Source organism: Burkholderia sp. Bp9016 (assembly GCF_003857765.1).
In the GTDB taxonomy this organism is placed as follows: Bacteria; Pseudomonadota; Gammaproteobacteria; order Burkholderiales; family Burkholderiaceae; genus Burkholderia.
Genome location: NZ_QTPY01000003.1, coordinates 1 through 20328 on the forward strand (window position 1 = coordinate 1; position 20328 = coordinate 20328).

The following is a 20328-nucleotide window of genomic DNA, read 5'->3' on the forward strand; positions in this document are numbered from 1 at the left end:
GTCAGCTTACGCGGTCCGAAAGCGGACATTTCTATGTAGCCAAAAGCGGACATTTCTATCTAGCCACTACAACCAGTCAGGTTGATAATTCACGTTATGTAAAATAAATAACAAGGATTAGACGCAACACGTGTGCGTGCAACCGGCGGCAGCACGCACCGAGCCGCGACCGGCCGACGAACCGGCGCCTCCGGCAACGCCACGTGCGCACCGCGCCAGCTACGGCGCGCACGCGGCCAAACGATCGTCAGACCGCCATCACCGTCACCGACTTCGTCACGAGATACGGCTCCAGCGCTTCCGGCCCGCCTTCCGACCCGTAACCCGAATCCTTCACGCCACCGAACGGCATTTCCGGCCACGGCGTCGCGGGCTGGTTGATCCACAGCATCCCGACTTCGAGACGCTGTGTGAGCAGGTGCACGTTCGCGAACGAACGCGTGAACGCATAGCCGGCCAGCCCGAACGGCAGACGGTTCGCTTCGGCGATTGCGTCGTCTAGCTTGTCGAAGCCGCGGATTGCGGCGACGGGGCCGAACGGCTCGTTGTTGAATACGTCCGCGTCGAGCGGCACGTTCGAGATCACGGTCGGTGCGAAGAAGTTGCCTTCCGAGCCGACCCGTTCGCCGCCTGTCTCGATGCTCGCGCCAACCTTGCGCGCGTTGTCGACGACCGACGCCATCGCGGTCAACCGGCGCGGGTTCGCCAGCGCACCGAGCGTCGTGCCCTCCTCGAGACCGTTACCGACCTTCAGCCCTTGTGCATGCTTGACCAGTGCGCGCGTGAACTCGTCGCGGATGCTGTTGTGTACGAGGAAACGCGTCGGCGAAATGCAGACCTGGCCCGCGTTGCGGAACTTCGCGCCACCGGCGGCCTTCACCGCCAGCGCGACGTCCGCATCCTCGGCGACGATCACCGGCGCGTGACCGCCCAGTTCCATCGTCGCGCGCTTCATGTGCTGACCGGCGAGCGCGGCGAGCTGCTTGCCGACCGGCGTCGAGCCCGTGAACGTCACCTTGCGGATCACCGGGTGCGGAATCAGGTACGACGAAATTTCAGCCGGGTCGCCGTACACCAGACCGATCACGCCTGCCGGCACGCCCGCGTCGACGAACGCGCGCAGCAGCGCGGCCGGCGATGCCGGGGTTTCTTCCGGCGCCTTCACGAGGAACGAACAGCCGGTCGCCAGCGCGGCGCTCAGCTTGCGCACCACCTGGTTGACCGGGAAATTCCACGGCGTGAACGCCGCGACCGGGCCGACCGGCTCCTTCACGACGGTCTGCTGCGCGCCGAGGTTGCGCGGCGGCACGATCCGGCCATACACGCGGCGGCCTTCGTCCGCGAACCATTCGATGATGTCGGCTGCCGACAGCACTTCGACACGGGCTTCCGTCAGCGGCTTGCCCTGTTCCTGCGTCATCAGCTGTGCGATCGCGTCGGCGCGCTCGCGCACCAGTGCGGCCGCCTTGCGCATCGTCGCCGCGCGCTCGTGCGCCGGCACCTTGCGCCATGCTTCGAAACCGCGCTGAGCAGCAGCCAGCGCGCGATCGAGATCGGCGATGCCCGCGTGGGCCACCTTGCCGATCGCCTTGCCCGTCGCCGGGTTCACGACGTCGATCGTCTTGCCGCTCGCGGCGTCGACCCACTCGCCGTCAATCAACAGTTGCGTATCGGTATAAGTCACGTTAGCCATCCAGACACCCCTACTTTGCGTCGATAAAACGCGCGCTGCCGCGAACGGCCGCGCGCCGGTTGACAGAAAGAGCTGCGTCGCCGGGCGCGATGCACCCGGCGACGTTCGACGGCGGGCACGCGGCACGCATGCCCGCCATCATCCGCCACGTCCGGCCGCACTTAACGCGAGGCCGCCGTCGCCTTGCGGAGTTTCGCGACGTCCGCCGCCGGCACGGCCGGCGCGCCGTTGTTCCAGCCGGCGCGCATGAACGTCAGCACGTCGGCGATCTGCCGGTCGTTCAACGCGTTGGCGAACGCCGGCATCGGGTACGCGGACGGTACGCCACCGATCACGAGCGACTCGCTGCCGTTCAGCGTCACGTTGATCAGCGACGACGCGTCGGCCTCGAGCACGTTCGGATTGCCGGCAATCGGCGCGAGCAGCGGCGCGTAGCCGCGACCGTCCGCGCCATGGCAATGCAGGCAGTAAGCGTTATACACCTTTGCGCCGGAATCGTTCGCCGGCCGGACCAGCGCGGCCTGCGTCGCCTTCGGATCATAACGGTAAGGCGGCGCGCCCGTGCCGCCTGCCGCCGGCAACGATTTCAGATATCGGGAAATCGCCGCCAGGTCGTCGTCGGTCAACGCCTGCGTGCTGTGATTGATCACGCTGACCATCGAGCCGAATGCCGTCGCATGCCGGTTCGCGCCCGTCTTCAGGAACTGCGCGACATCCGCGTCGCTCCAGCGGCCGAGCCCCGTATCGTGCTCGCCGGTCAGGTTCGACGCGAACCAGTTGTCGATCGCCGCGCCTGACAGGAACGCCGCGCCTACTTCGTCGAGCGCCTTCTCCTGGAAGCCGACGCCGCGCGGCGTGTGGCACGACCCGCAATGGCCGAGCCCCTGCACCAGGTACGCGCCGCGGTTCCACATCGCGTCCCTGGCCGGCTTGTCGGCGTACGGCGTCGTGTCGAGGAACGCCGCGTTCCACAGCGCGAGCGGCCAGCGCATGTTCAGCGGCCACGGGATGTCGGACGGGTGGTTCGCCTGCTTCACCGGCTCGACGCCGTGCATGAAATACGCGTACAGGGCCTTCACGTCGTCGTCGCGCAGCTTCGCGTACGACGGATAAGGCATCGCCGGATACAGATGATGGCCGTCCTTCGCGATGCCCGCGCGCAGCGCGCCCGCGAACTCGGCCTCCGTATAGCCGCCGATGCCCGTGTCCGGGTCGGGCGTGATGTTGGTCGTGTAGATCGCGCCCATCGGCGTGACCATCTTCAGGCCGCCGGCGAACGGCACGCCGCGCGGCGCGGTGTGGCACGCGACGCAATCGCCCGCTTTCGCGAGATACGCGCCGCGCGCGACGAGCGCGTTGTCGGCCGGTGCCGTTTGCGCGGCGTGCGCCACCGTGCCGGCGGTCGACGCGGACAACGCCAGCAGCGACGCGCCGAGCGCGTGCGCGACGCCACTCAGGCGATTCAGGCGATTCAGGCGATTCAGGCGATTCAGGCGATTCAGGCGATTCAGGATGAGGTTTCGCATGGGTCCGTCCCTCCCCTCAAGCCGTCTTCAACTGACTGCCGACCGGAAGCTTGCGCAACCGCTTGCCGGTTGCCGCGAAGATCGCGTTCGACAATGCTGCCGCCGTGGCGGCGGTGCCCGGTTCGCCGATCCCGCCCGGCGCCTCGCCGCTCTTCACGAGATGGACCTCGATCGGCGGCGTCTCGTTGATGCGCATCATCCGGTAGTCGGTAAAGTTGCTTTGCACGACGCGGCCGTCCTCGATCGTGATCTCACCATACAGCGCGCCCGTAATCCCGAAGATGATGCCGCCCTGCACCTGCGCCTCGATCGTGTTCGGGTTGACATACATCCCGCAGTCGACCGCGCACACGGCACGCTTGACCTGCACTTCGCCATCCTCCACCGCCACGTCGATGACGATCGAGAAGAAGCTGCCGAACGCATGCATCACCGAGACGCCGCGCCCTTGCCCCTTCGGCAGCGGCGTGCCCCAGCCGGCCGCCTTCGTCGCGACGTCGAGCACGTTGCGCGCACGCGGCGTCTTGTCGAGCAGCGCACGGCGATACTGGACGGGGTCGATCCTGGCCTGGGCCGCCAGCTCGTCGATGAAGCTTTCGACGACGAACGTGCCGCGCGTCGGCCCGACGCCGCGCCAGAACGCAGTCGGCACGTGGCGCGGCTCCTGGCGCACGTAGTCGACGAGTTGGTTCGGCAAGTCGTACGGCAGTTCGGCTGCCACCTCGACCGCATCCGGGTCGATGCCGTTCTGGAATGCCGGCGGCGCAAAACGCGCCATGATCGACGAGCCGACGATCCGGTGCTGCCACGCGATCGGCTTGCCGTTCGCGTCGAGGCCCGCCGAAATCTTGTCGTAATAACACGGTCGGTACATGTCGTGCTGGACGTCTTCCTCGCGCGTCCACACGACCTTCACGGGCGCATCGACCTGCTTGCCGACCTTCACGGCCTGCGCAACCATGTCCGTCTCGAGACGACGGCCAAAGCCGCCGCCGAGCAGGTGGTTGTGCACGACGATCCGCGCCGGCGACAGGCCAGTGAGCCGCTGCACGGTATCGCGCACACGTGTCGGCACCTGCGTGCCGAGCCAGACCTCGCAGCCGTCGCCGCGCACGTGCACCGTGCAGTTCACCGGCTCCATCGTCGCGTGCGCGAGCAACGGCTGTTCGTAGACGGCGTCGACACGCGTCTTCGCGTTCGCGAATGCCTTGCCGACGTCGCCGTCCTTGCGCGCGACCGCGCCCTTGCCGTTCGCCGCGGCCCGCGCGAGATCCGCGAAAAGATCCTTGGTCGACACCTTCGCGTCCGCGCCCTCGTTCCACTTCACGACGAGCGCCGATGCGCCGCGCTTCGCGGCCCACGTGTGATCGCCGACCACCGCCACCGCGTTGTCGACGCGCACGACCTGGCGCACGCCGGGAATCTTCTTCGCGGCCGTGTCGTCGACGCTGGCGACCGTGCCGCCGAACACCGGGCTGTTCACGATCACCGCGTACAGCATGCCGGGCAGGCGCACGTCGAGCCCGAACTGCGCGGTGCCGTCGACCTTCTCCGGCGAATCGAGCCGCTTCACCGGCTGGCCGACCAGCTTGAAGTCTTCGGGCTTCTTCAGCGCGACGTCCTTCGGCGCCGGCAGCTTCGCGGCGGCGTCCGCGAGCTGGCCGTACGATGCGCGCCGGCCGCTCGGCGGATGCTGCACTTCGCCGTTTTCGGCCCGGCACGTGGCCGGATCGACATGCCATTGCGCCGCCGCCGCCGCAACCAGCAGCGTGCGCGCGGTCGCGCCTGCACGACGCAGCGGTTCCCACGCGTAACGCACCGACGTCGAGCCGCCCGTCAACTGGCCGCCGAGCAGCGGGTCGAGGAACAACTTCTCGTTCGGCGGCGCGTGGTCGAGCGTCACGCTCGACAGCGGCACTTCGAGTTCCTCGGCAATCAGCATCGGCAGCGCGGTGTAGACGCCCTGGCCCATTTCCACCTTCGGCATCACCAGCGTGACCTTGCCGCTGCGGTCGATCTGCACGAACGCGTTCGGCGCGAACACGCCGGCGCGTGCACTTTCGTCGGCATCGCCGCCGATCACCGAGCGCCGCGCGTCATCGCCGGCTGCCGGCATGCTGAAGCCGAGCAGCAAGCCTCCGCCCGCGGCCGCGCCGAGCGATACGCCGAACCGGAGGAACCCGCGGCGCGACATGCCTGCGCCGGCCCGGCCGGCTTCGATCAGTCCACGTGACATGTCAGCCTCCGCCGCGCAGCCTCGACGACGCTGACCGGCCCCTCGGGGCGGCGCGAACAAAGTGATCCTGAAGATTGTTTCATCTCACGCCCCCTTCGCGGCATGCTTGACCGCCGCGCGAATCCGGTTGTACGTGCCGCAGCGGCAGATGTTGCCGGCCATCGCCGCATCGATGTCGGCGTCGCTCGGGCTCGGGTTCGATGCGATCAGTGCGGTGGCCGCCATCACCTGCCCCGACTGACAGTAGCCGCACTGGACGACGTCGAGCTCGCGCCAGGCCTCCTGCACCTTCTGGCCGGCCGGCGTCGCACCGACGGCCTCGATCGTCGTGATCTTGCGGCCCGCGACGGCCGCGACCGGCAGCACGCACGAGCGCGCGGCGACACCGTCGAGATGCACGGTGCATGCGCCGCATTGCGCGATTCCGCAGCCGAATTTCGTGCCGGTCAGGCCGACGACGTCGCGCAGGACCCACAGCAGGGGCATGTCGTCGGGCGCGTCGACCGTGCGGTTTTCGCCGTTGATGTTGAGGGTGACCATTCAGCCTCCGGGGCCGGTGTATTGGGGAAGCGGCGCGGCCGGCGCGCCGTGGCTTCATCGCCGCCGCGCATGGCACGGCGGCTGTCTCGCGGCCCGGGTGAGAGCGAGCCGCGGCGGTGGTTCAGCGTCGGTTATTCGGCCGCGTCGATGCCCGACAGCACCTTGATGACGGGCGGCGCCGCGAACCAGTCGGCCGACTTGATGCGAAACGCGGTGAAGTACGGACTGGCGAGATGGGCGTCGAAGGCAGCCTGGTCGTCGTAGATCTCGAACAGGTGCAGCGCCGCCGAGCCGCCCTGTTCGCGGAACAGGTCGTAGCGGCGGTTGCCGGGTTCGGCTCGGGACGCCGCGACCATGCTGCGCAGTTCGGCCTCGACGGCCTGGGCATGTTCGGGTTTCGGGAACACCGAAGCCATCACGTAAAGCGCCATGTTTTCACTCCTTTTCGAAACGGAAATGCTGCAGAAATGCGGAAATGCCGCCGCCGGCTCGCGCCATGTGACACGGGCCCGCGGCCGGCCGGGCGGTGTGCGTCAGGCGAGTTCGTCCGGGCCCACACGCACGACGACCTTGCCGAAATTCCTGCCCGCGAGCAAGCCGATCAGCGCATTCGGCGCATCGGCCAGATCGGGGATCACGTCCTCGAGCGCCTTCACCTTGCCTTGCGCGACCCACCCGCTCATCTCTTTCAGGAACGGCGCATAGCCGGTCGCATAGTGATCGAAAATGATGAAACCCTGCATCCGGATGCGCTTGCGCAGGATCGTCGCCATCAGCAGCGGCAGGCGATCGGGGCCGGCCGGCGGTGAGGTGTCGTTGTAATGCGCGATCAGCCCGCACACGGGCACGCGCGCATGCTCGTTGAGCAGCGGCCACACCGCGTCGAACACGGCGCCGCCGACGTTCTCGAAATAGATGTCGATGCCGTTCGGGCACGCTTCCTTCAGCTTCGCCGCGAACGCCGGATCGCGGTGATCGATGCACGCGTCGAAACCGAGCGTGTCCTTCACGTATGCGACCTTGTCGGCTCCGCCCGCGACGCCGATCACGCGACAGCCCTTCAGTTTCGCGATCTGGCCGACCACCGCGCCCACCGCGCCGCTCGCGGCAGCGACGACCACGGTTTCGCCGGCCTTCGGCTCGCCGATCGTCAACAGTCCGGTGTAAGCGGTGAACCCCGGCATGCCGAGCACGCCGAGCGCATGGGACGGATGCGCGAAATCGCGGCCGAGCGGAATGAGGTCGCGGCCGTCGGACAGCGAATAGTCCTGCCAGCCGCCGCCCGCCACCACCAGATCGCCTTCGCGATACGCAGCCAGGTTCGACGACACCACGCGGCTGACCGTGCCGCCGACCATCACGTCACCGAGCTCGACCGGCGGCGCGTACGACGGCGCGTCGTTCATCCGGCCGCGCATGTACGGATCGAGCGACAGCCAGACCGTGCGCAACAGCACCTGGCCGGCGCCTGGCACCGGCACGTCGCCGGTTTCGGTGCGGAAATCGTTCGTGGTGGGTGCGCCGACCGGGCGCGCGTTCAGGATGATTCTGCGGTTTGATGCCTTGCTTTGCGGCATGGGAACCTCCGTCAACAGGAATGGACGTGCAATGGGCACGATTGGATCAACGCTGGACAACCGTGATGCAAATGCCTGCGGCGGTACTGGGCGAATCGCGCCGACGCAGCCGCAGGCATGCGGGTAAAGCAGTCAGACCCCGAATTGAGTAGACCAGTCGTCTAGCTCTTCGGACAAAAACAAGGCGCGCCAAGGCGCGCCCGGGTTACGACCGTGCTTCGTCATCCGCGACGGGCGGCAGATTCAGCATCCGTCGCGTTTCGTGCATCGCGCGCTCGAGCGGTTTGCGGTTACGGTGAATCTTCTCCAGCAGCGTTGCACCGAGCCACAGCTCGTAAAGGATCGCGGCCGTGTATGCCGGATCGTCGACGCCGCTCAGCGAACTGTCCGCCAGCCCGGCCTCGATCCCGCCCGCGAGCCGTTCGATGATCTGGCCGGTACCGCGCCGCAGGACCGCGCGCATCGCCTCCGACAGATCCGACACCTCCGCGCCGAGCTTCACCGCGAGGCACTTGCCTTCCGGGTCGTCCGCACACTGCGTGTGCAGCCAGTTGCCCCAGTACGTCATCAGGCGCTGCGCGCCCGTGCCGGCCTGATGCTTGAGCAGGCTGTCGAGATGCTCGAGATAGCCTTCGAAATACGATTCGAGCAGCGCTTCGCCGAACGCCTCTTTCGAGCCGAAGTAATGGTAGAACGAGCCTTTCGGGATGCCCGCCGCAGCGAGAATCTCGTTCAGACCGACCGCCGAAAACCCCTTGTGGAGCATGATCGGCTTCGCGATATTCAGGATGTGCTGGCGGACTTCCGCGCCTGAAGATGCATTCATGATGGCGTATCTTAGCAACGATTAGACCGGTCGTCTAGTAACGTCGAGCCGGTGGATTGAGCGGCACTTTACCCGATTCGCGCTGCAGCGCGGACGCGTTGTCGTCGCACCGCAGCGCGCGCGTCACGCCGGTTTTGGCGCGCGCTTTCCGACGACCGGCCTTGCGGCGCGCAGGCCGCCGCCGGCCGGCCGGCCCGGCGCCCTGCGCGCGAGCCCGCGAGACGCGCGTTCGGCGCGCAGCGCGTCGAGTTCGACGACATAGGCGGCATTGGCCGCGCGCGCGCCGTCGAGCTGGCCTTCGAGCATGCCGCAGCGATGTTGCGTGTCGGCCAGTTGCGCCTGCAGCGCCCCAAGATCCTTGCGGTGCTGCGTATCGCGCTGCTCCGCACGCGCGGCAGCGGCGTCGAGTTCCCTCTGCAGCCGCGAGGCCGCAAGCCGTTCGCGGTCGATCTCCTGAAGCGCCCGCTTTTCCGATACGCGCAAGCGCTCTTCTGCCCGACCCGCGTCGTCGCGCAACCGATCGAGTTGCGTCGTGAAATCGGCGCGTGCTTGCGCCAGCGCGCGATCGGCGTCCACGTTGTCGGCCTTCAGTCGCTCGACGTCCGATTGCAGTGCGCGGCGCGATGCCTCGTCGGCCGCCCTCGCCTGCTCGAGCTCCTGAATCCGCACCTGCGCCGCCAGCAACGCGGCCGTGCGCTGTTCCAGCGCCGTCTCGGTACGGGACAGTTCAGCCTGCAATCCGGCAACCTCCGCTTTCGCGGCGACCCGCTCGGCCTCGACTTCCGCGCGCAGTGCGTCGAGCGCCGCAGCGGCATCGGTGCTGGAACGACTCCACAACGCGGCGACCAGCTCGCCGGCGGCGGCCCGCAGATCGGCCGGCAAATCCGGATGCTCGATGCGGACGCGGCTCTTTTCCCGCAACTCGGCCCAAAACTCGCCGAGAACCGCCGTCGGCGTGCTCATGCTGCCCTTGCGCACGAGCTGGTACAGGCGGTTCGCAGTGGGCGTGATGCCGAAGCGGAAGAACATCAGTGCGCAGACCTCGCGGTACAGCTCGCGGGTTTTGGGGAAATCGGCCTTGAGGCGGTCGATTTCGGCGATCAGGCGGGATTCGTCGGCAGCAAGGTCGGACATGGTCGGCTTCGTCGGAAATTTTATAAATAATATAACGTAAACCGTTAAATATCCAACCGTCTGAATTTATTGTTTTGACATTATTTCTATAATGTTGAGATTTTTAAGGTGTGGGTCGTTATTTCCGAATGTCGCTCGCCGCCTGCTGTTCCCGTTGGCATATTCCGCCTCCTCATCCCGGCTACCCCAAGGCATTCCCGATGCTCCCCTCCCGGTCAGCCACCGTCTTCCCGCTCGCCCCGAACCGCGCCGCCGCCGATAAGCCTCCGTTAAGAATCCAGCCCGCATAGTGACGCCCAGTCCTCGACCGAGGCCTTCGACCCGCGCCGCCTCGGATGACGGCGACTCTTCAAGGAGCGATCCGTGAATCCGCGCCCGCCCGCCGTATCGACGTCCATGCTGAACAAGGTGCCCGCCGTCACCGCCATCTTCTGGATCATCAAGATCCTGTCGACGACCGTTGGTGAAACCGGCGCCGACTATCTCGCCGTGCGCGCCGGCCTTGGCGTACCGGTCACCGATGCGTTGATGGCATCGCTGCTCGTCATCGCGCTCGTGCTGCAGTTCCGCGCGAAAGCCTGCGTGCCGTGGTTGTACTGGCTCAACGTGGTGCTGGTCAGCATCGTCGGCACGCAGATCACCGACGCACTGACCGACGGGCTCGGCGTCAGCCTGTACGCGAGCACCGCGTGCTTCGCCGTCGCGCTCGGGGGGGTGTTCGCGCTCTGGTATCGCAGCGAGCACACGTTGTCGATCGAGACCATCGTGACGACGCGCCGCGAGGGGTTCTACTGGGCCGCGATCCTGCTGACGTTCGCGCTGGGCACGGCCGCCGGCGACCTCGCCACCGAAGCGCTAGGCCTCGGATTCCGGCTCGGCATCGTGTCGTTCGGCGCGGCGATCGCGCTGGTAGCCGTCGCGATGCGCATGGGCGCGAATCGCGTGCTCGCGTTCTGGCTCGCTTACATCCTCACGCGCCCGCTCGGCGCGTCGCTCGGCGATTTCCTGTCCCAGGCGCGCGAATACGGCGGCCTCGGGTTCGGCACCGCGACGACGAGCGCGGCGTTCCTGACGTCGATCGTGCTGCTGGTCGTCTGCACGACACTCGCCAACCGGCAAGCGAGCGTTCGATGACCGCCGTATCGCGTCGCCCCGTTGTCCCTCTCCGTCCGACTACTCAAAGGAATTGAAATGCGCACCCGAAAGCTGATGCTCGTCGCCGTCGTTGCCGCACTCGCCGCAGGCCCCGCTTCGACGATCTTCGTCCCGTCCGCCTACGCGGCAACCGCCGCGAAGCTCGGCGACCTGTCCGCGTTCCGCCGCATCGTCACGGACACCCGGAAACTCGTCGACGCAGGCAACCTTGCCGGCGCGAAAACGCGCATCAAGGATCTCGAAACGAAATGGGATGATGCGGAGCCGTCGCTGAAACCGCGTTCGGCGGCCGACTGGCACGTAATCGACAAGGCAATCGACCGCGCACTCGCCGCGCTGCGCGCCGACAAGCCCGACGCCGCGACATGCCGTCAATCGCTGGACGACCTGCTCGCGCTGTTGAAATGAACGACGGGGCAACGGGAATGCCGCGCCCGGCGTGTTCCGGCGCGCTGCGACCGAGATGCCGCGCGAAGGCATCTTCGCGTTCGCGCAATCGGCGGTATCGAGGCGCGACCTCGATCGATCGTGGCATCCCGGCCGATCCGGCGATCCCGCCGCTGTCACGTACCTGCAATCGTCGACCGGTAGCGTTCGGGGCTGCCCCACGATTTCGACAGACGAATCCGCCATGCAGCGCACGTCACGCGCCTCGTCCCACGTTTATGCGGCCACGTCCCGCGCCCTCGCCGTCAATCTCGCGATCAACCTGCTGTTGCTCGCCGCCGAGGCTGTCGCGGCATGGTCCGCGCATTCGTCCGGCTTGCTCGCGGACGTCGCGCATGCGGCGATCGATCTCGCGGCCGACGCGCTGATCCTCGTCGCCTGCCGGCTCGACGCGCGGCTGCCGCCCGAGCGACGCCCGACCTACGAGCCGCTCGCGCTGGCGGGGCTCGGCGCATTGCTCGTCGCGACGGGCGTGCAGATGATCTGGCATGCGTCGAACCGCTTCGACGCGCCTCCGGTCGTGCAACCCGGCACAATGACGCTCGTGCTGATCATGCTCACGCTGACCGGCAAAGCCGCGCTGTCGCGCTGGATGCTGCGCAAAGCGCGCGAAACCGGCTCCGCGATGCTCGAAGCGAGCGGCTGGCACGTGCGTGCCGACGCGCTGTCGGCGTTGCTCGCGGCGCTCGCGATGAGCGCAGCATGGGTCGGCCTCGGCCGTCTCGACGATCTCGCGGCGCTCGCAATCGGCGCGATCGTGATCCGCACCGGTGCGGGATTCATCCGGCGCGGTTGCGCGCAATGGCCGGCATCGTCGGCGTGGGCGAATCGTTCGACGCGCGGGTCGTGACGATACAAGAGACATCGTTGCACGCGATGTCTTGAAACACCCGATACCCGTCATCGGTTGCATCTGAAGCGAATGAGGCCCGCACCGCGCGAGCCTCTTTTACGACACGATGCCGCTATCGTCTTGCCGCCGCATGCACGTCGGCCGCAGTCGATGTATCCGCGGACGAATGCGCCCGATACCGATGCGGTGGAGCAAGACGCACCGCCCGCGATCAACCGAGCGGCACCACGCTCCCGAGCAGGATCCGCACGAGCGTCGCCTGGCGCGTCACGCCCGTCTTCGAGAAGATCGCACGCAGATGCGTGCGCGCGGTGTTCTTGCTGATCCCCGATTCCTCGGCCGCCTCCTCGAGCGTGAGCCCGTTGGTCAGCAGCAGCGCGAGCGACGTCTCGGCGGGCGTCAGGTCGAACAGCTTGCGGATGATTTCCTGCGCGCCTTGCGGCTTGCGATCGGGGTCGCGCAGAAACAGCGTCACGGCCGGCCGCCGCTTGTTGTCCTCGGACCAGTCGGACAGCAGCACCGTGCGCACCAGCAACCCGAGACGAGGCTTGTCGAAGCCGCGGGTGATCGGCATCGCCTCGACGATCGCCGCTGCCGTACCGTGGTGCCCCATCACCGCGTGGCGGATCAGCCGCTTGAGCGTGCGGTTCTCCTGCGCGTCGGTCGCCTCGATCGTGCCGCGCGCAATCGTCAGACCGTTGTTCTGCTTCAGGATCTCGTCGGCGACGCTGTTCATGTCGATGATCGTGCCGTTCTCGTCGAGCGTGATCGTGCCGATCTGCATCCGGTTGATCGCGTTCGCGTAGATCGAGCGCTCGACCTCGGCCGTATCGAGCCGCGAATGCAGTTCGACCGCACGCTTCAGGTGCGGCAGCAGCAGCGCGCAGATCGCCTTGTCACGCGCGGAGAACTGCTTCGACGCATGGTTGCGGCACACGCGGAACCGGCATTCGACGCCCGACGACGTGCGCAGGTCCGCCCCGAGGATGTAGCGCACGTCCTGCGGCTTCAGGAACTGCTTGTACAGTTCGCTCGACAGCCAGCCTGTATCGCCGAACACGTCATCGACCGTGACCACGCGGTCGGCCGGCAGGCCGACGAACGGGTCGAGCGAATAGTAGTAGTTGTTGTACGACGCCTCGCCGTCACCCGGCACGACGGGGCCGAACTCCGATGCGTGCACGGACAGCGGCGCACGACGATCGCTCGCCGCCGCGCGCAGGATCAGCGTCACGTAGTTGGCCTGCAGCAGCCGGCGCACCATCTCGAGCGCGCCCGCCCACGGCGGCGTTTCCATCGGACCCTGGTAGATGCGCGCCATCAGTTCGCTGAAATCCGCGACACCGATGTCGGCTTCCTCGCTCGTTGACTGGCTCTCTTGCGGAGCCCATCTCGTCTCCATCAGCACGCTCCATCCTCCATGCGACTTGTTGTCGGTACGACTCGTCCACGCGCCATGATTAAGACGTGTCTTAATTCCGGCGTCATCGGGACATTCACTGAATGGTGAGCTTTGGCCATCCGGACGCGCGAACCATCGTCCAATCGGATGATGTGGCGCCCTGCGTGCTGCGCTGGAATGCCCGTCAGGCCGTGCCGGCAAGCTTCCGGCGCGGGCTCAGGGAAAACCGCGACGCGGGTTTACCTGATTCCGACCGCACCCGATTCAGACAGGAGTTTCCATGCCGCTCGACCCTCAGGCTCAGGCGCTGCTTGCCGCGCTCGCCCAAGCGCCCGCGATCGATTTCGATCAACTGACCATTCCCGCCTACCGCGCGAGCCTCGCCGGGGGCGGCGCGTTCGCGCCCGGCGACGCGATTGCCGCCGAAGAGGACTGGCAGATTCCCGCGCCCGGTCGCGAGTTGTCCGCACGGCTGTATCGGCCCGAGGCCGACGGGCCGTTGCCGCTGACCGTGTTCTTCCACGGCGGTGGCTTCGTCGCGTGCGGGATCGACTCGCACGCGAACCTGTGCCGCAGTCTCGCCCGACGGGCGCGCACGCTTGTGCTGTCGGTGGACTACCGGCTCGCGCCCGAAGCGCGGTTCCCGGCAGCCGCGCACGATGCATGCGATGCCGTGCGCTGGGCCGCCGCCAGCGCACGCGATCTCGGTGCGCGCAACGGCGCGATCGCCGTCGCCGGCGACAGCGCGGGCGGCAACCTGGCCGCCGTCGCCGCGCTCCAGTTGCGCGGCTCGGGCATCGCGATCGCGCATCAGTTGCTGCTGTATCCGGTAGTCGATTGCGCAACCGAGCATCCGTCGTACGAATCGCTCGGCGAAGGCTATTTCCTGACGGCGGACGCGATGCGCTGGTTCAAGCGTCACTATTTCGACGACAGCGCCGATCGCGCGTCGCCGCTCGCGAGCCCGCTCGCCGCGCCGGACCTGTCGGGCGCGGCGCCGGCCACCATCGTCAGCGCCGAATTCGACCCGCTGCGCGACGAGGCCGAGGCGTACGCGCTGCGTCTCGCGCAGGCCGGCACGCCGGTGTCGCTCGTGCGCTGGCCGGGCCAGTTGCACGGCTTCGCGAGCATGCTCGGCGCGGTCGATGCGGCCGATCGCGTGCTGACGTTCGGCGCCGATGCACTGCGCCGCGCGTTCGACGCAACGGAGGCGCAATGACGCTCGCCAGCACGCCGGAAATCGTCGACGAATTGCGTGCGGGGCGCATGGTTCTGCTCGTCGACGAAGAGGATCGCGAAAACGAAGGCGACCTCGTGATCGCCGCCGATCACGTGACGCCCGAAGCGATCAACTTCATGGCGCGCTTCGGCCGCGGACTGATCTGCCTGACGCTGACGGCCGAGCGCTGCGAGCAACTGCGCCTGCCGCCGATGGCCGACCACAACGGCACGCCGTTCGGGACCGCGTTCACCGTCAGCATCGAAGCGGCCGAAGGCGTGACGACCGGCATCTCGGCCGCCGATCGAGCGCGGACGATTCGCGCGGCGGTTCGCCCGGGCGCGCGCCCCGACGATCTCGTGCAGCCCGGCCATGTGTTTCCGATCGCCGCGCGCCCGGGCGGCGTGCTGGTGCGTGCGGGGCACACGGAAGCCGGCTGCGATCTCGCGGCGCTGGCCGGTCTCACGCCCGCGTCGGTGATCTGCGAGGTGATGAACGACGACGGCACGATGGCGCGACTGCCCGAGTTGAAGACGTTCGCCGCGCATCACGGGCTGAAGATCGGCGCGATTGCGGACCTGATCCATTACCGCCGCGAGCACGAATCGCTGGTCGAACGCGTCGGCGAACGGCCTCTGCACACGCCGTGGGGACGATTCCGCGCGATCGAATATCGCGACACCGTGCACGGCGCGCCGCATCTCGCGCTGGTGCGCGGCGAGCCGGACCCGGCGACCCCCGTGCTGACGCGCGTGCACGAATGCCATTCGCTGCTCGACCTGCTCGATGCGGAACCGTCCGCGCATTCGTGGCCGCTGCACGCCGCGCTGCAGCGGATCGACGCGGCGGGCTGCGGCGTCGCGGTGCTGCTCGACTGCGACATGCGCGGCGACGCGACGCGCACGCCTGCCGCCCATGCTCGCCGCGACGGCCGCCTGACGGGGATCGGCTCGCAGATCCTGCGCGAGCTCGGCGTGCGGCGTCTGAACGTGCTGTCGAGCCCGTTCCGGCTGCCGGCACTGTCGGGGCACGACCTCGAGATCATGGCGTTCATCCCGCTCGGCGACGACGATCCGGAAAGTGCGCGGACCGCTCCGCTGCGGGCGGCATGACGCACGGCTGACGACCGCGCGGGGCGCATTGCCGCCCTTGCCTTCGGATTTCCGCACGACAGGCTATCGTTTGTTTTTATGAAATACAGTCTCGGGTTTGTATTTTGACGATACATGCCATAGACTGTATTTTCCGAATACAAGCGATCGCCTGTCATTTCGCGGAGAGTCCATGGCATTCCCTGTCCAGACCTTGAGCCAGTTGCGCCCGATCCTCGTCGGCTTCCGGAAGTCGGCGGGGTTCACTCAGGCGCAACTCGCGGCCCGCCTCGGCGTTACGCAGCAGTCGTATGCGCAGCTCGAAGCCAATCCGTCCGCCGTCAGTATCGAACGGCTGTTCAAGGTGCTGAACGTCCTTGGCGTTCGCCTGATGCTCGAGCCGGGCACGCCCGACGATGCGCCGGCACCCGATGTCGCCGATCCCGCCCCCGCGCGCACGCCAGCCACGCGCCGGCGTTCGTCCGATACCCCCGCGGCCCGCTCGCCGGCCGCCGCGTCGCGAAAAAGGCCTGCCGCGGCGGCGCCCGGCAAGCCCCGCGGCCCGAAACGGGAGGACTGGTGACGATGGCGCGCCGCTCCCGCCACGACCGTCTCGACCTGTGGATGAACGGCATCCCGGTCGGCTACTGGGAAATCCGGCACGGCATCGAACGCCTCGTCTACCTGCCGTCCTGGGTCGACGATCCGCAGGGGCGTCCGCTGTCGCTGTCGTTGCCCTTCACGCCCGGCAACCAGCCGCACCAGGGCGCGGTCGTCGCCGACTACTTCGACAATCTGCTGCCCGACAGCCAGCCGATCCGCCGCCGCATCGCGCAGCGCTACCGGCTCGGGTCGACGGCGCCGTTCGAACTGCTCGCGTCGATCGGCCGCGATTGCGTCGGCGCGCTGCAACTGCTGCCGCCTGACGAAATACCCGTCGACCTGGAAGCCATCGACGGCACCGCACTCGACGACGCGGCCGTGGCCGACGTGCTGCGCCACGCGACCGCCGCGCCGCTGCCCGGCCACCCGGAGCCGGACGGCGAACTGCGCCTGTCGATCGCCGGCGCGCAGGAAAAGACCGCGCTGCTGCGCCACGACGAGCGCTGGCTGCTACCGTCGGGCAGCACGCCGACCACGCATATCTTCAAGCTGCCGCTCGGACGCGTCGGGAACATGCAGGCCGACATGCGGACGTCGGTCGAGAACGAATGGCTGTGTTCGAAGATCGTCGCCGCGTACGGCCTGCCGATCGCGTCGTGCGACATCGGCCGGTTCGACGACCAGAAGGCGCTGATCGTCGAGCGATTCGATCGCCGGCTTTCGCACGACGGCACGTGGATCCTGCGGCTGCCGCAGGAGGACATGTGCCAGGCGACCGGCACGCCGTCGGGCGCGAAATACGAGTCCGACGGCGGCCCGGGGATCGCGACGATCATGGGCATCCTCGCGAATTCCGCCGACGCCGCGCAGGACCGCCGGCATTTCTTCATCGCGCAGCTCGTGTTCTGGGTGCTCGCCGCGATCGACGGCCATGCGAAGAATTTCAGCATCGCGCATCTGCCGGGCAACACGTATCGCAGCACGCCGCTGTACGACGTGCTGTCCGCGCATCCGATCATCGGCACGCGGCGCAACCAGTTGTCGCCGCACCGCGCACGGCTCGCCATGGCCGTGTGCGGAAAGAATCGTCACTACGTGATCGGCGACATCCAGCCGCGCCACTGGATCGCGCAAGGCGCGCGCGTCGGCCTGACCGAAGGCGACGTCCGTGCGGCCATGGCCGATGTGGCCGCACGCACCGAACCGGCGATCGCCGACGTCGCATCGCGCATTCCGGCGGATTTCCCGGCGGACGTCGCCGATGCGATCTTCGACGGCATGCGCCGTCAGGCGCGCAAGCTGGGCGGCTGACCGGACGGCGCGCCCGCGGCCATCGCCACGGGTCATCCACGCGGACGATGCACGCCGCTACCGACTGCGCACAATGGTCGCCGTGCCCATTCCCGATGCCTGCCCGACATGAAACCCGCTGCCCTCGATACCGCATTCACCCCGCTGCAGATCGGCCCGCTGACACTGAGCAACCGGCTGATCAAGTCGGCGACCAACGAAGGCATGACGCCGAACGGCGTGCCGTCGCGCGCGCTGGTGCGGTTTCACGAGCGCATCGCCGAGGGCGGCGCCGCGCTGACGACCGTCGCGTACTGCGCGATCAGCGACGACGGTCGTACGTTCGTCGACCAGGCACAGCTCGACGTGCCGACGATCCGGCAATTCCGCGCGCTTACCGATGCGGTCCATCGGCACGGCGCGGCGGCGTCCGCACAGATCACGCACGGCGGCTGCTTCACGTTCCTGCCGTCGCTGTCGACGAAGCGGCCGTTGAGCGCGTCGGGCGGTTTCAACAAGGTCGGCGTGATGAGCGGCCGCTTTCTGAAGCAGGCAATGACGCGCGATCAGATGAGCGCCATCGCCGACGAATTCGCGCGCGCGGCGCGGCATGCGCGCGACGCCGGGTTCGATGCGGTCGAAATCCACATGGGGCACGGCTATTTGCTGAGCCAGTTCCTGTCGCCGCTGTACAACCGCCGCCGCGATGCGTACGGCGGCGATGCGGCGCGGCGCGCGGCGTTTCCAGTCGAAGTGCTGCGCCGCGTGCTCGACGCGGTCGGCCGCGATCTCGCCGTGGTGTGCAAGATCGGCGTGACCGAAGGCGTGCGCGGCGGCGGGACGGCCGACGACGCGAGCGAGATCGCGCGGCTGCTCGAAGCGGAAGGCGCGCACCTGCTCGTGCTGAGCGGCGGAATGAACGTCGAATCGGTGTGGCAGTTGTTCGGCAGCCCGCTGCCCGGCGATGCGCGCGCGAACGCCGACAATGCGATCGTGCGCGCCGCGATGGCGCTGCAGAAACTCACCGAGCCGAAGATGGGCGCGTTTCGCGAAATGTACTTCCTCGAGCACTCGAAGAAGGTGCGCGCGGCCGTCCGGATGCCGCTCGCCTATCTCGGCGGCGTGCGCTCGCGCGAGAACGTCGCGCTGGCGATGCACGAAGGGTTCGATGCGGTCGCGCTGGCCCGCGCGCTCGTGTTCGAGCCGGATTTCGTCAACGGACTGCGCGATGGCCGGCTCGCCCGGTCAGGCTGCACGTCGTGCAACCGCTGCGTCGTGTCGATGTACACGCCGGGCGGCACCGCATGCGTGCTCCACGAGCCGAACGATCCGGCGCCGAACCGCATGCCGGCCGCCGGTGCATGACATTCGGCGGCGTGTAACGCTGCTTGCTGCTTGCCCGAGACAGCGGCAGCCGGCGATCAGCCGGCGTCGCGGGCGCGAGCGAGCGCCGCGAGGTTGCCTTCCCCGAACCCGTGGTGCCCTTTGCGCTGCACGATCTCGAAGAAGATCTCGCCGGGCCGGCGCTTGACGAAGGTCTGGAAGAACAGGCGCGGCACGCCGTCGCTGCCGATTTCGCCGTCGACCAGCACCGCGCGCCGACGCAGCGCGTCGAGATCGACACCGTGCCCCGGCAGTCGCGTGTCGACCTCGTCGTAGTAGCGTGCGGGCGGCTCGATGAACTCGACGCCGTTCGCGCGCAGCGCGTCGACGCTCGCCAGGATGTCGCCGGTCGAGAGCGCGACGTGCTGGACACCTTCGCCCGGATGGTCCGGCAGATACGCGTGCATCAGCTCCGTGCGCCGCGTGCCTTCTTCATAGACCGGAATGCGCACCGCACCGCACGGCGACACCATCACGCGCGATTCTTCAGACACATGCCAGTGCGCGTCGATTTCGTGGATTTCGCGGAAGTGCAGCAGGTCATGATAGAAGTCGAGCCACTCGCGCATGCGCCCCGCGCCGACCGTCTGCGTGAAGTGGTCGACCTGCTGCAGGCCGGTGCCCGCGCAGTCGAGATCGGTATGTGCGGTCGCGATGTCGATCGGCCGGAAGTCGATGTCGAAGATCGAGATATCGCCGACGCCGCCGCGCTGGCCGTCGCGCCCGCGCCAGCGGTCGACGAAATAGAGGTGTGAATCGCCGATGCCCTGGATCGCGGGAATCTTCAGTTCGCCGACGCCGATCCGCTCGCCTTCGAACGCCCACGCGCCCAGCTCGATCGCGCGCTCGAACGAACGCCGTGCGCTGGCCACGCGAATGCCGATCGCGCAGACGCCCATTCCATATTCCTCCGCGTAGCGCGCGGCGAACGAATCGGGTTCGGCGTTGATCAGGAACTGCATCTGCCCTTGCCGGTACAGCGTGACGTTCTTGCTGACGTGGCGCGCGATCGCCTTGAACCCGAGCTGCTCGAAGCGTTGCGCGAGCGCTTCCGGAACCGGCGCCGCGAACTCGACAAATTCCAGGCCGGCCATTCCGAGCGGATTGGCAGCCGAATCGGCAACGGGCGGCGTATCGCTGGATAGGGGGTGGGAATTACCGGGCATTCCATTCTCCGGAGACAAGCGGTCGATGGGGACGGCGCCCGGTACGGGCGGCACACCCGGCCGATGAGACGGCCGGATAGCCACGCGGATCGGGCGAACTTTTAATGGTGCAGATTTTAACCAGATCGTTCACTGCGGCACACCCTGGCCGAACGGGATATTGGCACGCCGCCTAGTGCAAACCCGG

Annotated in this window: 18 protein-coding genes; 8 read left to right on the forward strand and 10 right to left on the reverse strand. The window is 67.7% G+C overall.

The window, feature by feature from the left end; translation table 11 throughout:
* Positions 1–247 precede the first annotated feature (247 nt).
* The 8 genes from DIE13_RS04325 to DIE13_RS04360 form a co-directional block, all read right to left on the reverse strand.
* Entirely contained in the window at positions 248–1693 is a 1446-nt protein-coding gene (locus DIE13_RS04325) for an NAD-dependent succinate-semialdehyde dehydrogenase (protein WP_124825991.1), read from the reverse strand.
* Between the two features lie 161 nt (positions 1694–1854).
* Complete coding sequence (locus DIE13_RS04330) at positions 1855–3219, reverse strand: cytochrome c (protein ID WP_260435039.1); 1365 nt, start codon at positions 3217–3219, stop codon at positions 1855–1857.
* A gap of 16 nt (positions 3220–3235) precedes the next feature.
* Positions 3236–5455, reverse strand: a complete 2220-nt coding sequence (locus DIE13_RS04335) for a xanthine dehydrogenase family protein molybdopterin-binding subunit (protein WP_124825992.1) — start codon at positions 5453–5455, stop codon at positions 3236–3238.
* A gap of 84 nt (positions 5456–5539) precedes the next feature.
* Entirely contained in the window at positions 5540–5995 is a 456-nt protein-coding gene (locus tag DIE13_RS04340) for a (2Fe-2S)-binding protein (RefSeq protein WP_124825993.1), read from the reverse strand.
* 131 nt (positions 5996–6126) lie between these two features.
* Complete coding sequence (locus tag DIE13_RS04345) at positions 6127–6426, reverse strand: putative quinol monooxygenase (protein WP_124825994.1); 300 nt, start codon at positions 6424–6426, stop codon at positions 6127–6129.
* A 102-nt stretch (positions 6427–6528) separates the two neighbouring features.
* Positions 6529–7572 (reverse strand): NADP-dependent oxidoreductase, encoded by a 1044-nt coding sequence (locus DIE13_RS04350; protein ID WP_124825995.1) that lies wholly within the window; start codon positions 7570–7572, stop codon positions 6529–6531.
* 205 nt (positions 7573–7777) lie between these two features.
* Positions 7778–8398 carry a TetR/AcrR family transcriptional regulator gene (locus DIE13_RS04355; RefSeq protein WP_124825996.1) on the reverse strand — a complete coding sequence of 207 codons (621 nt, stop codon included), beginning with the start codon at positions 8396–8398 and terminating at the stop codon, positions 7778–7780.
* Between the two features lie 123 nt (positions 8399–8521).
* The gene (locus DIE13_RS04360; RefSeq protein ID WP_124825997.1) at positions 8522–9532 is read right to left on the reverse strand and encodes a DNA-binding protein; all 1011 of its coding nucleotides are present in this window, start codon (positions 9530–9532) and stop codon (positions 8522–8524) included.
* Between the two features lie 396 nt (positions 9533–9928).
* Between DIE13_RS04360 and DIE13_RS04365 the strand changes: the two genes are divergently transcribed.
* The 3 genes from DIE13_RS04365 (at position 9929) to DIE13_RS04375 (ending at position 11984) form a co-directional block, all read left to right on the forward strand.
* Positions 9929–10666, forward strand: a complete 738-nt coding sequence (locus tag DIE13_RS04365; protein WP_124826295.1) for a hypothetical protein — start codon at positions 9929–9931, stop codon at positions 10664–10666.
* Positions 10667–10723: 57 nt separating this feature from the next.
* The gene (locus DIE13_RS04370; RefSeq protein WP_124825998.1) at positions 10724–11095 is read left to right on the forward strand and encodes a histidine kinase; all 372 of its coding nucleotides are present in this window, start codon (positions 10724–10726) and stop codon (positions 11093–11095) included.
* Between the two features lie 223 nt (positions 11096–11318).
* Positions 11319–11984 carry a cation diffusion facilitator family transporter gene (locus tag DIE13_RS04375; RefSeq protein WP_124825999.1) on the forward strand — a complete coding sequence of 222 codons (666 nt, stop codon included), beginning with the start codon at positions 11319–11321 and terminating at the stop codon, positions 11982–11984.
* A 214-nt stretch (positions 11985–12198) separates the two neighbouring features.
* Here the strand turns inward: DIE13_RS04375 and DIE13_RS04380 are convergent, their stop codons facing one another.
* Complete coding sequence (locus DIE13_RS04380) at positions 12199–13389, reverse strand: helix-turn-helix transcriptional regulator (RefSeq protein ID WP_124826000.1); 1191 nt, start codon at positions 13387–13389, stop codon at positions 12199–12201.
* A 280-nt stretch (positions 13390–13669) separates the two neighbouring features.
* Between DIE13_RS04380 and DIE13_RS04385 the strand changes: the two genes are divergently transcribed.
* The 5 genes from DIE13_RS04385 to DIE13_RS04405 all read left to right on the forward strand — a co-directional run bounded on the left by DIE13_RS04385 (position 13670) and on the right by DIE13_RS04405 (position 18957).
* The gene (locus DIE13_RS04385) at positions 13670–14608 is read left to right on the forward strand and encodes an alpha/beta hydrolase (protein ID WP_124826001.1); all 939 of its coding nucleotides are present in this window, start codon (positions 13670–13672) and stop codon (positions 14606–14608) included.
* On the forward strand, positions 14605–15720 hold the full coding sequence (ribBA, locus tag DIE13_RS04390) for a bifunctional 3,4-dihydroxy-2-butanone-4-phosphate synthase/GTP cyclohydrolase II (RefSeq protein WP_124826002.1): 1116 nt from the start codon (positions 14605–14607) through the stop codon (positions 15718–15720). The genes DIE13_RS04385 and ribBA overlap by 4 nt, the downstream gene beginning before the upstream one ends.
* Positions 15721–15892: 172 nt before the next feature.
* Complete coding sequence (locus tag DIE13_RS04395; protein ID WP_124826003.1) at positions 15893–16282, forward strand: helix-turn-helix domain-containing protein; 390 nt, start codon at positions 15893–15895, stop codon at positions 16280–16282.
* A gap of 2 nt (positions 16283–16284) precedes the next feature.
* On the forward strand, positions 16285–17613 hold the full coding sequence (locus tag DIE13_RS04400) for a type II toxin-antitoxin system HipA family toxin (RefSeq protein ID WP_124826004.1): 1329 nt from the start codon (positions 16285–16287) through the stop codon (positions 17611–17613).
* A 108-nt stretch (positions 17614–17721) separates the two neighbouring features.
* Entirely contained in the window at positions 17722–18957 is a 1236-nt protein-coding gene (locus DIE13_RS04405) for an NADH:flavin oxidoreductase (RefSeq protein WP_124826005.1), read from the forward strand.
* A gap of 56 nt (positions 18958–19013) precedes the next feature.
* On the opposite strand, the gene DIE13_RS04410 is transcribed toward DIE13_RS04405, so the two are convergent.
* Positions 19014–20141, reverse strand: coding sequence for a 4-hydroxyphenylpyruvate dioxygenase family protein (locus DIE13_RS04410; RefSeq protein ID WP_124826006.1), 1128 nt, complete (start codon positions 20139–20141; stop codon positions 19014–19016).
* Positions 20142–20328: the final 187 nt, after the last annotated feature.

Excerpts from the sequence above, each read along its gene's own strand:
- DIE13_RS04380 (WP_124826000.1), bottom strand. The coding sequence starts at position 13,389 with ATGGAGACGAGATGGGCTCCGCAAGAGAGCCAGTCAACGAGCGAGGAA.
- DIE13_RS04355 (WP_124825996.1), bottom strand. The coding sequence starts at position 8,398 with ATGAATGCATCTTCAGGCGCGGAAGTCCGCCAGCACATCCTGAATATC.
- DIE13_RS04405 (WP_124826005.1), top strand. The coding sequence starts at position 17,722 with ATGAAACCCGCTGCCCTCGATACCGCATTCACCCCGCTGCAGATCGGC.
- DIE13_RS04330 (WP_260435039.1), bottom strand. The coding sequence starts at position 3,219 with ATGCGAAACCTCATCCTGAATCGCCTGAATCGCCTGAATCGCCTGAAT.
- DIE13_RS04385 (WP_124826001.1), top strand. The coding sequence starts at position 13,670 with ATGCCGCTCGACCCTCAGGCTCAGGCGCTGCTTGCCGCGCTCGCCCAA.
- DIE13_RS04350 (WP_124825995.1), bottom strand. The coding sequence starts at position 7,572 with ATGCCGCAAAGCAAGGCATCAAACCGCAGAATCATCCTGAACGCGCGC.
- DIE13_RS04365 (WP_124826295.1), top strand. The coding sequence starts at position 9,929 with ATGCTGAACAAGGTGCCCGCCGTCACCGCCATCTTCTGGATCATCAAG.
- DIE13_RS04325 (WP_124825991.1), bottom strand. The coding sequence starts at position 1,693 with ATGGCTAACGTGACTTATACCGATACGCAACTGTTGATTGACGGCGAG.
- DIE13_RS04360 (WP_124825997.1), bottom strand. The coding sequence starts at position 9,532 with ATGTCCGACCTTGCTGCCGACGAATCCCGCCTGATCGCCGAAATCGAC.
- DIE13_RS04370 (WP_124825998.1), top strand. The coding sequence starts at position 10,724 with ATGCGCACCCGAAAGCTGATGCTCGTCGCCGTCGTTGCCGCACTCGCC.
- ribBA (WP_124826002.1), top strand. The coding sequence starts at position 14,605 with ATGACGCTCGCCAGCACGCCGGAAATCGTCGACGAATTGCGTGCGGGG.
- DIE13_RS04400 (WP_124826004.1), top strand. The coding sequence starts at position 16,285 with ATGGCGCGCCGCTCCCGCCACGACCGTCTCGACCTGTGGATGAACGGC.
- DIE13_RS04345 (WP_124825994.1), bottom strand. The coding sequence starts at position 6,426 with ATGGCGCTTTACGTGATGGCTTCGGTGTTCCCGAAACCCGAACATGCC.
- DIE13_RS04410 (WP_124826006.1), bottom strand. The coding sequence starts at position 20,141 with ATGCCCGGTAATTCCCACCCCCTATCCAGCGATACGCCGCCCGTTGCC.
- DIE13_RS04375 (WP_124825999.1), top strand. The coding sequence starts at position 11,319 with ATGCAGCGCACGTCACGCGCCTCGTCCCACGTTTATGCGGCCACGTCC.
- DIE13_RS04395 (WP_124826003.1), top strand. The coding sequence starts at position 15,893 with ATGGCATTCCCTGTCCAGACCTTGAGCCAGTTGCGCCCGATCCTCGTC.
- DIE13_RS04340 (WP_124825993.1), bottom strand. The coding sequence starts at position 5,995 with ATGGTCACCCTCAACATCAACGGCGAAAACCGCACGGTCGACGCGCCC.
- DIE13_RS04335 (WP_124825992.1), bottom strand. The coding sequence starts at position 5,455 with ATGTCACGTGGACTGATCGAAGCCGGCCGGGCCGGCGCAGGCATGTCG.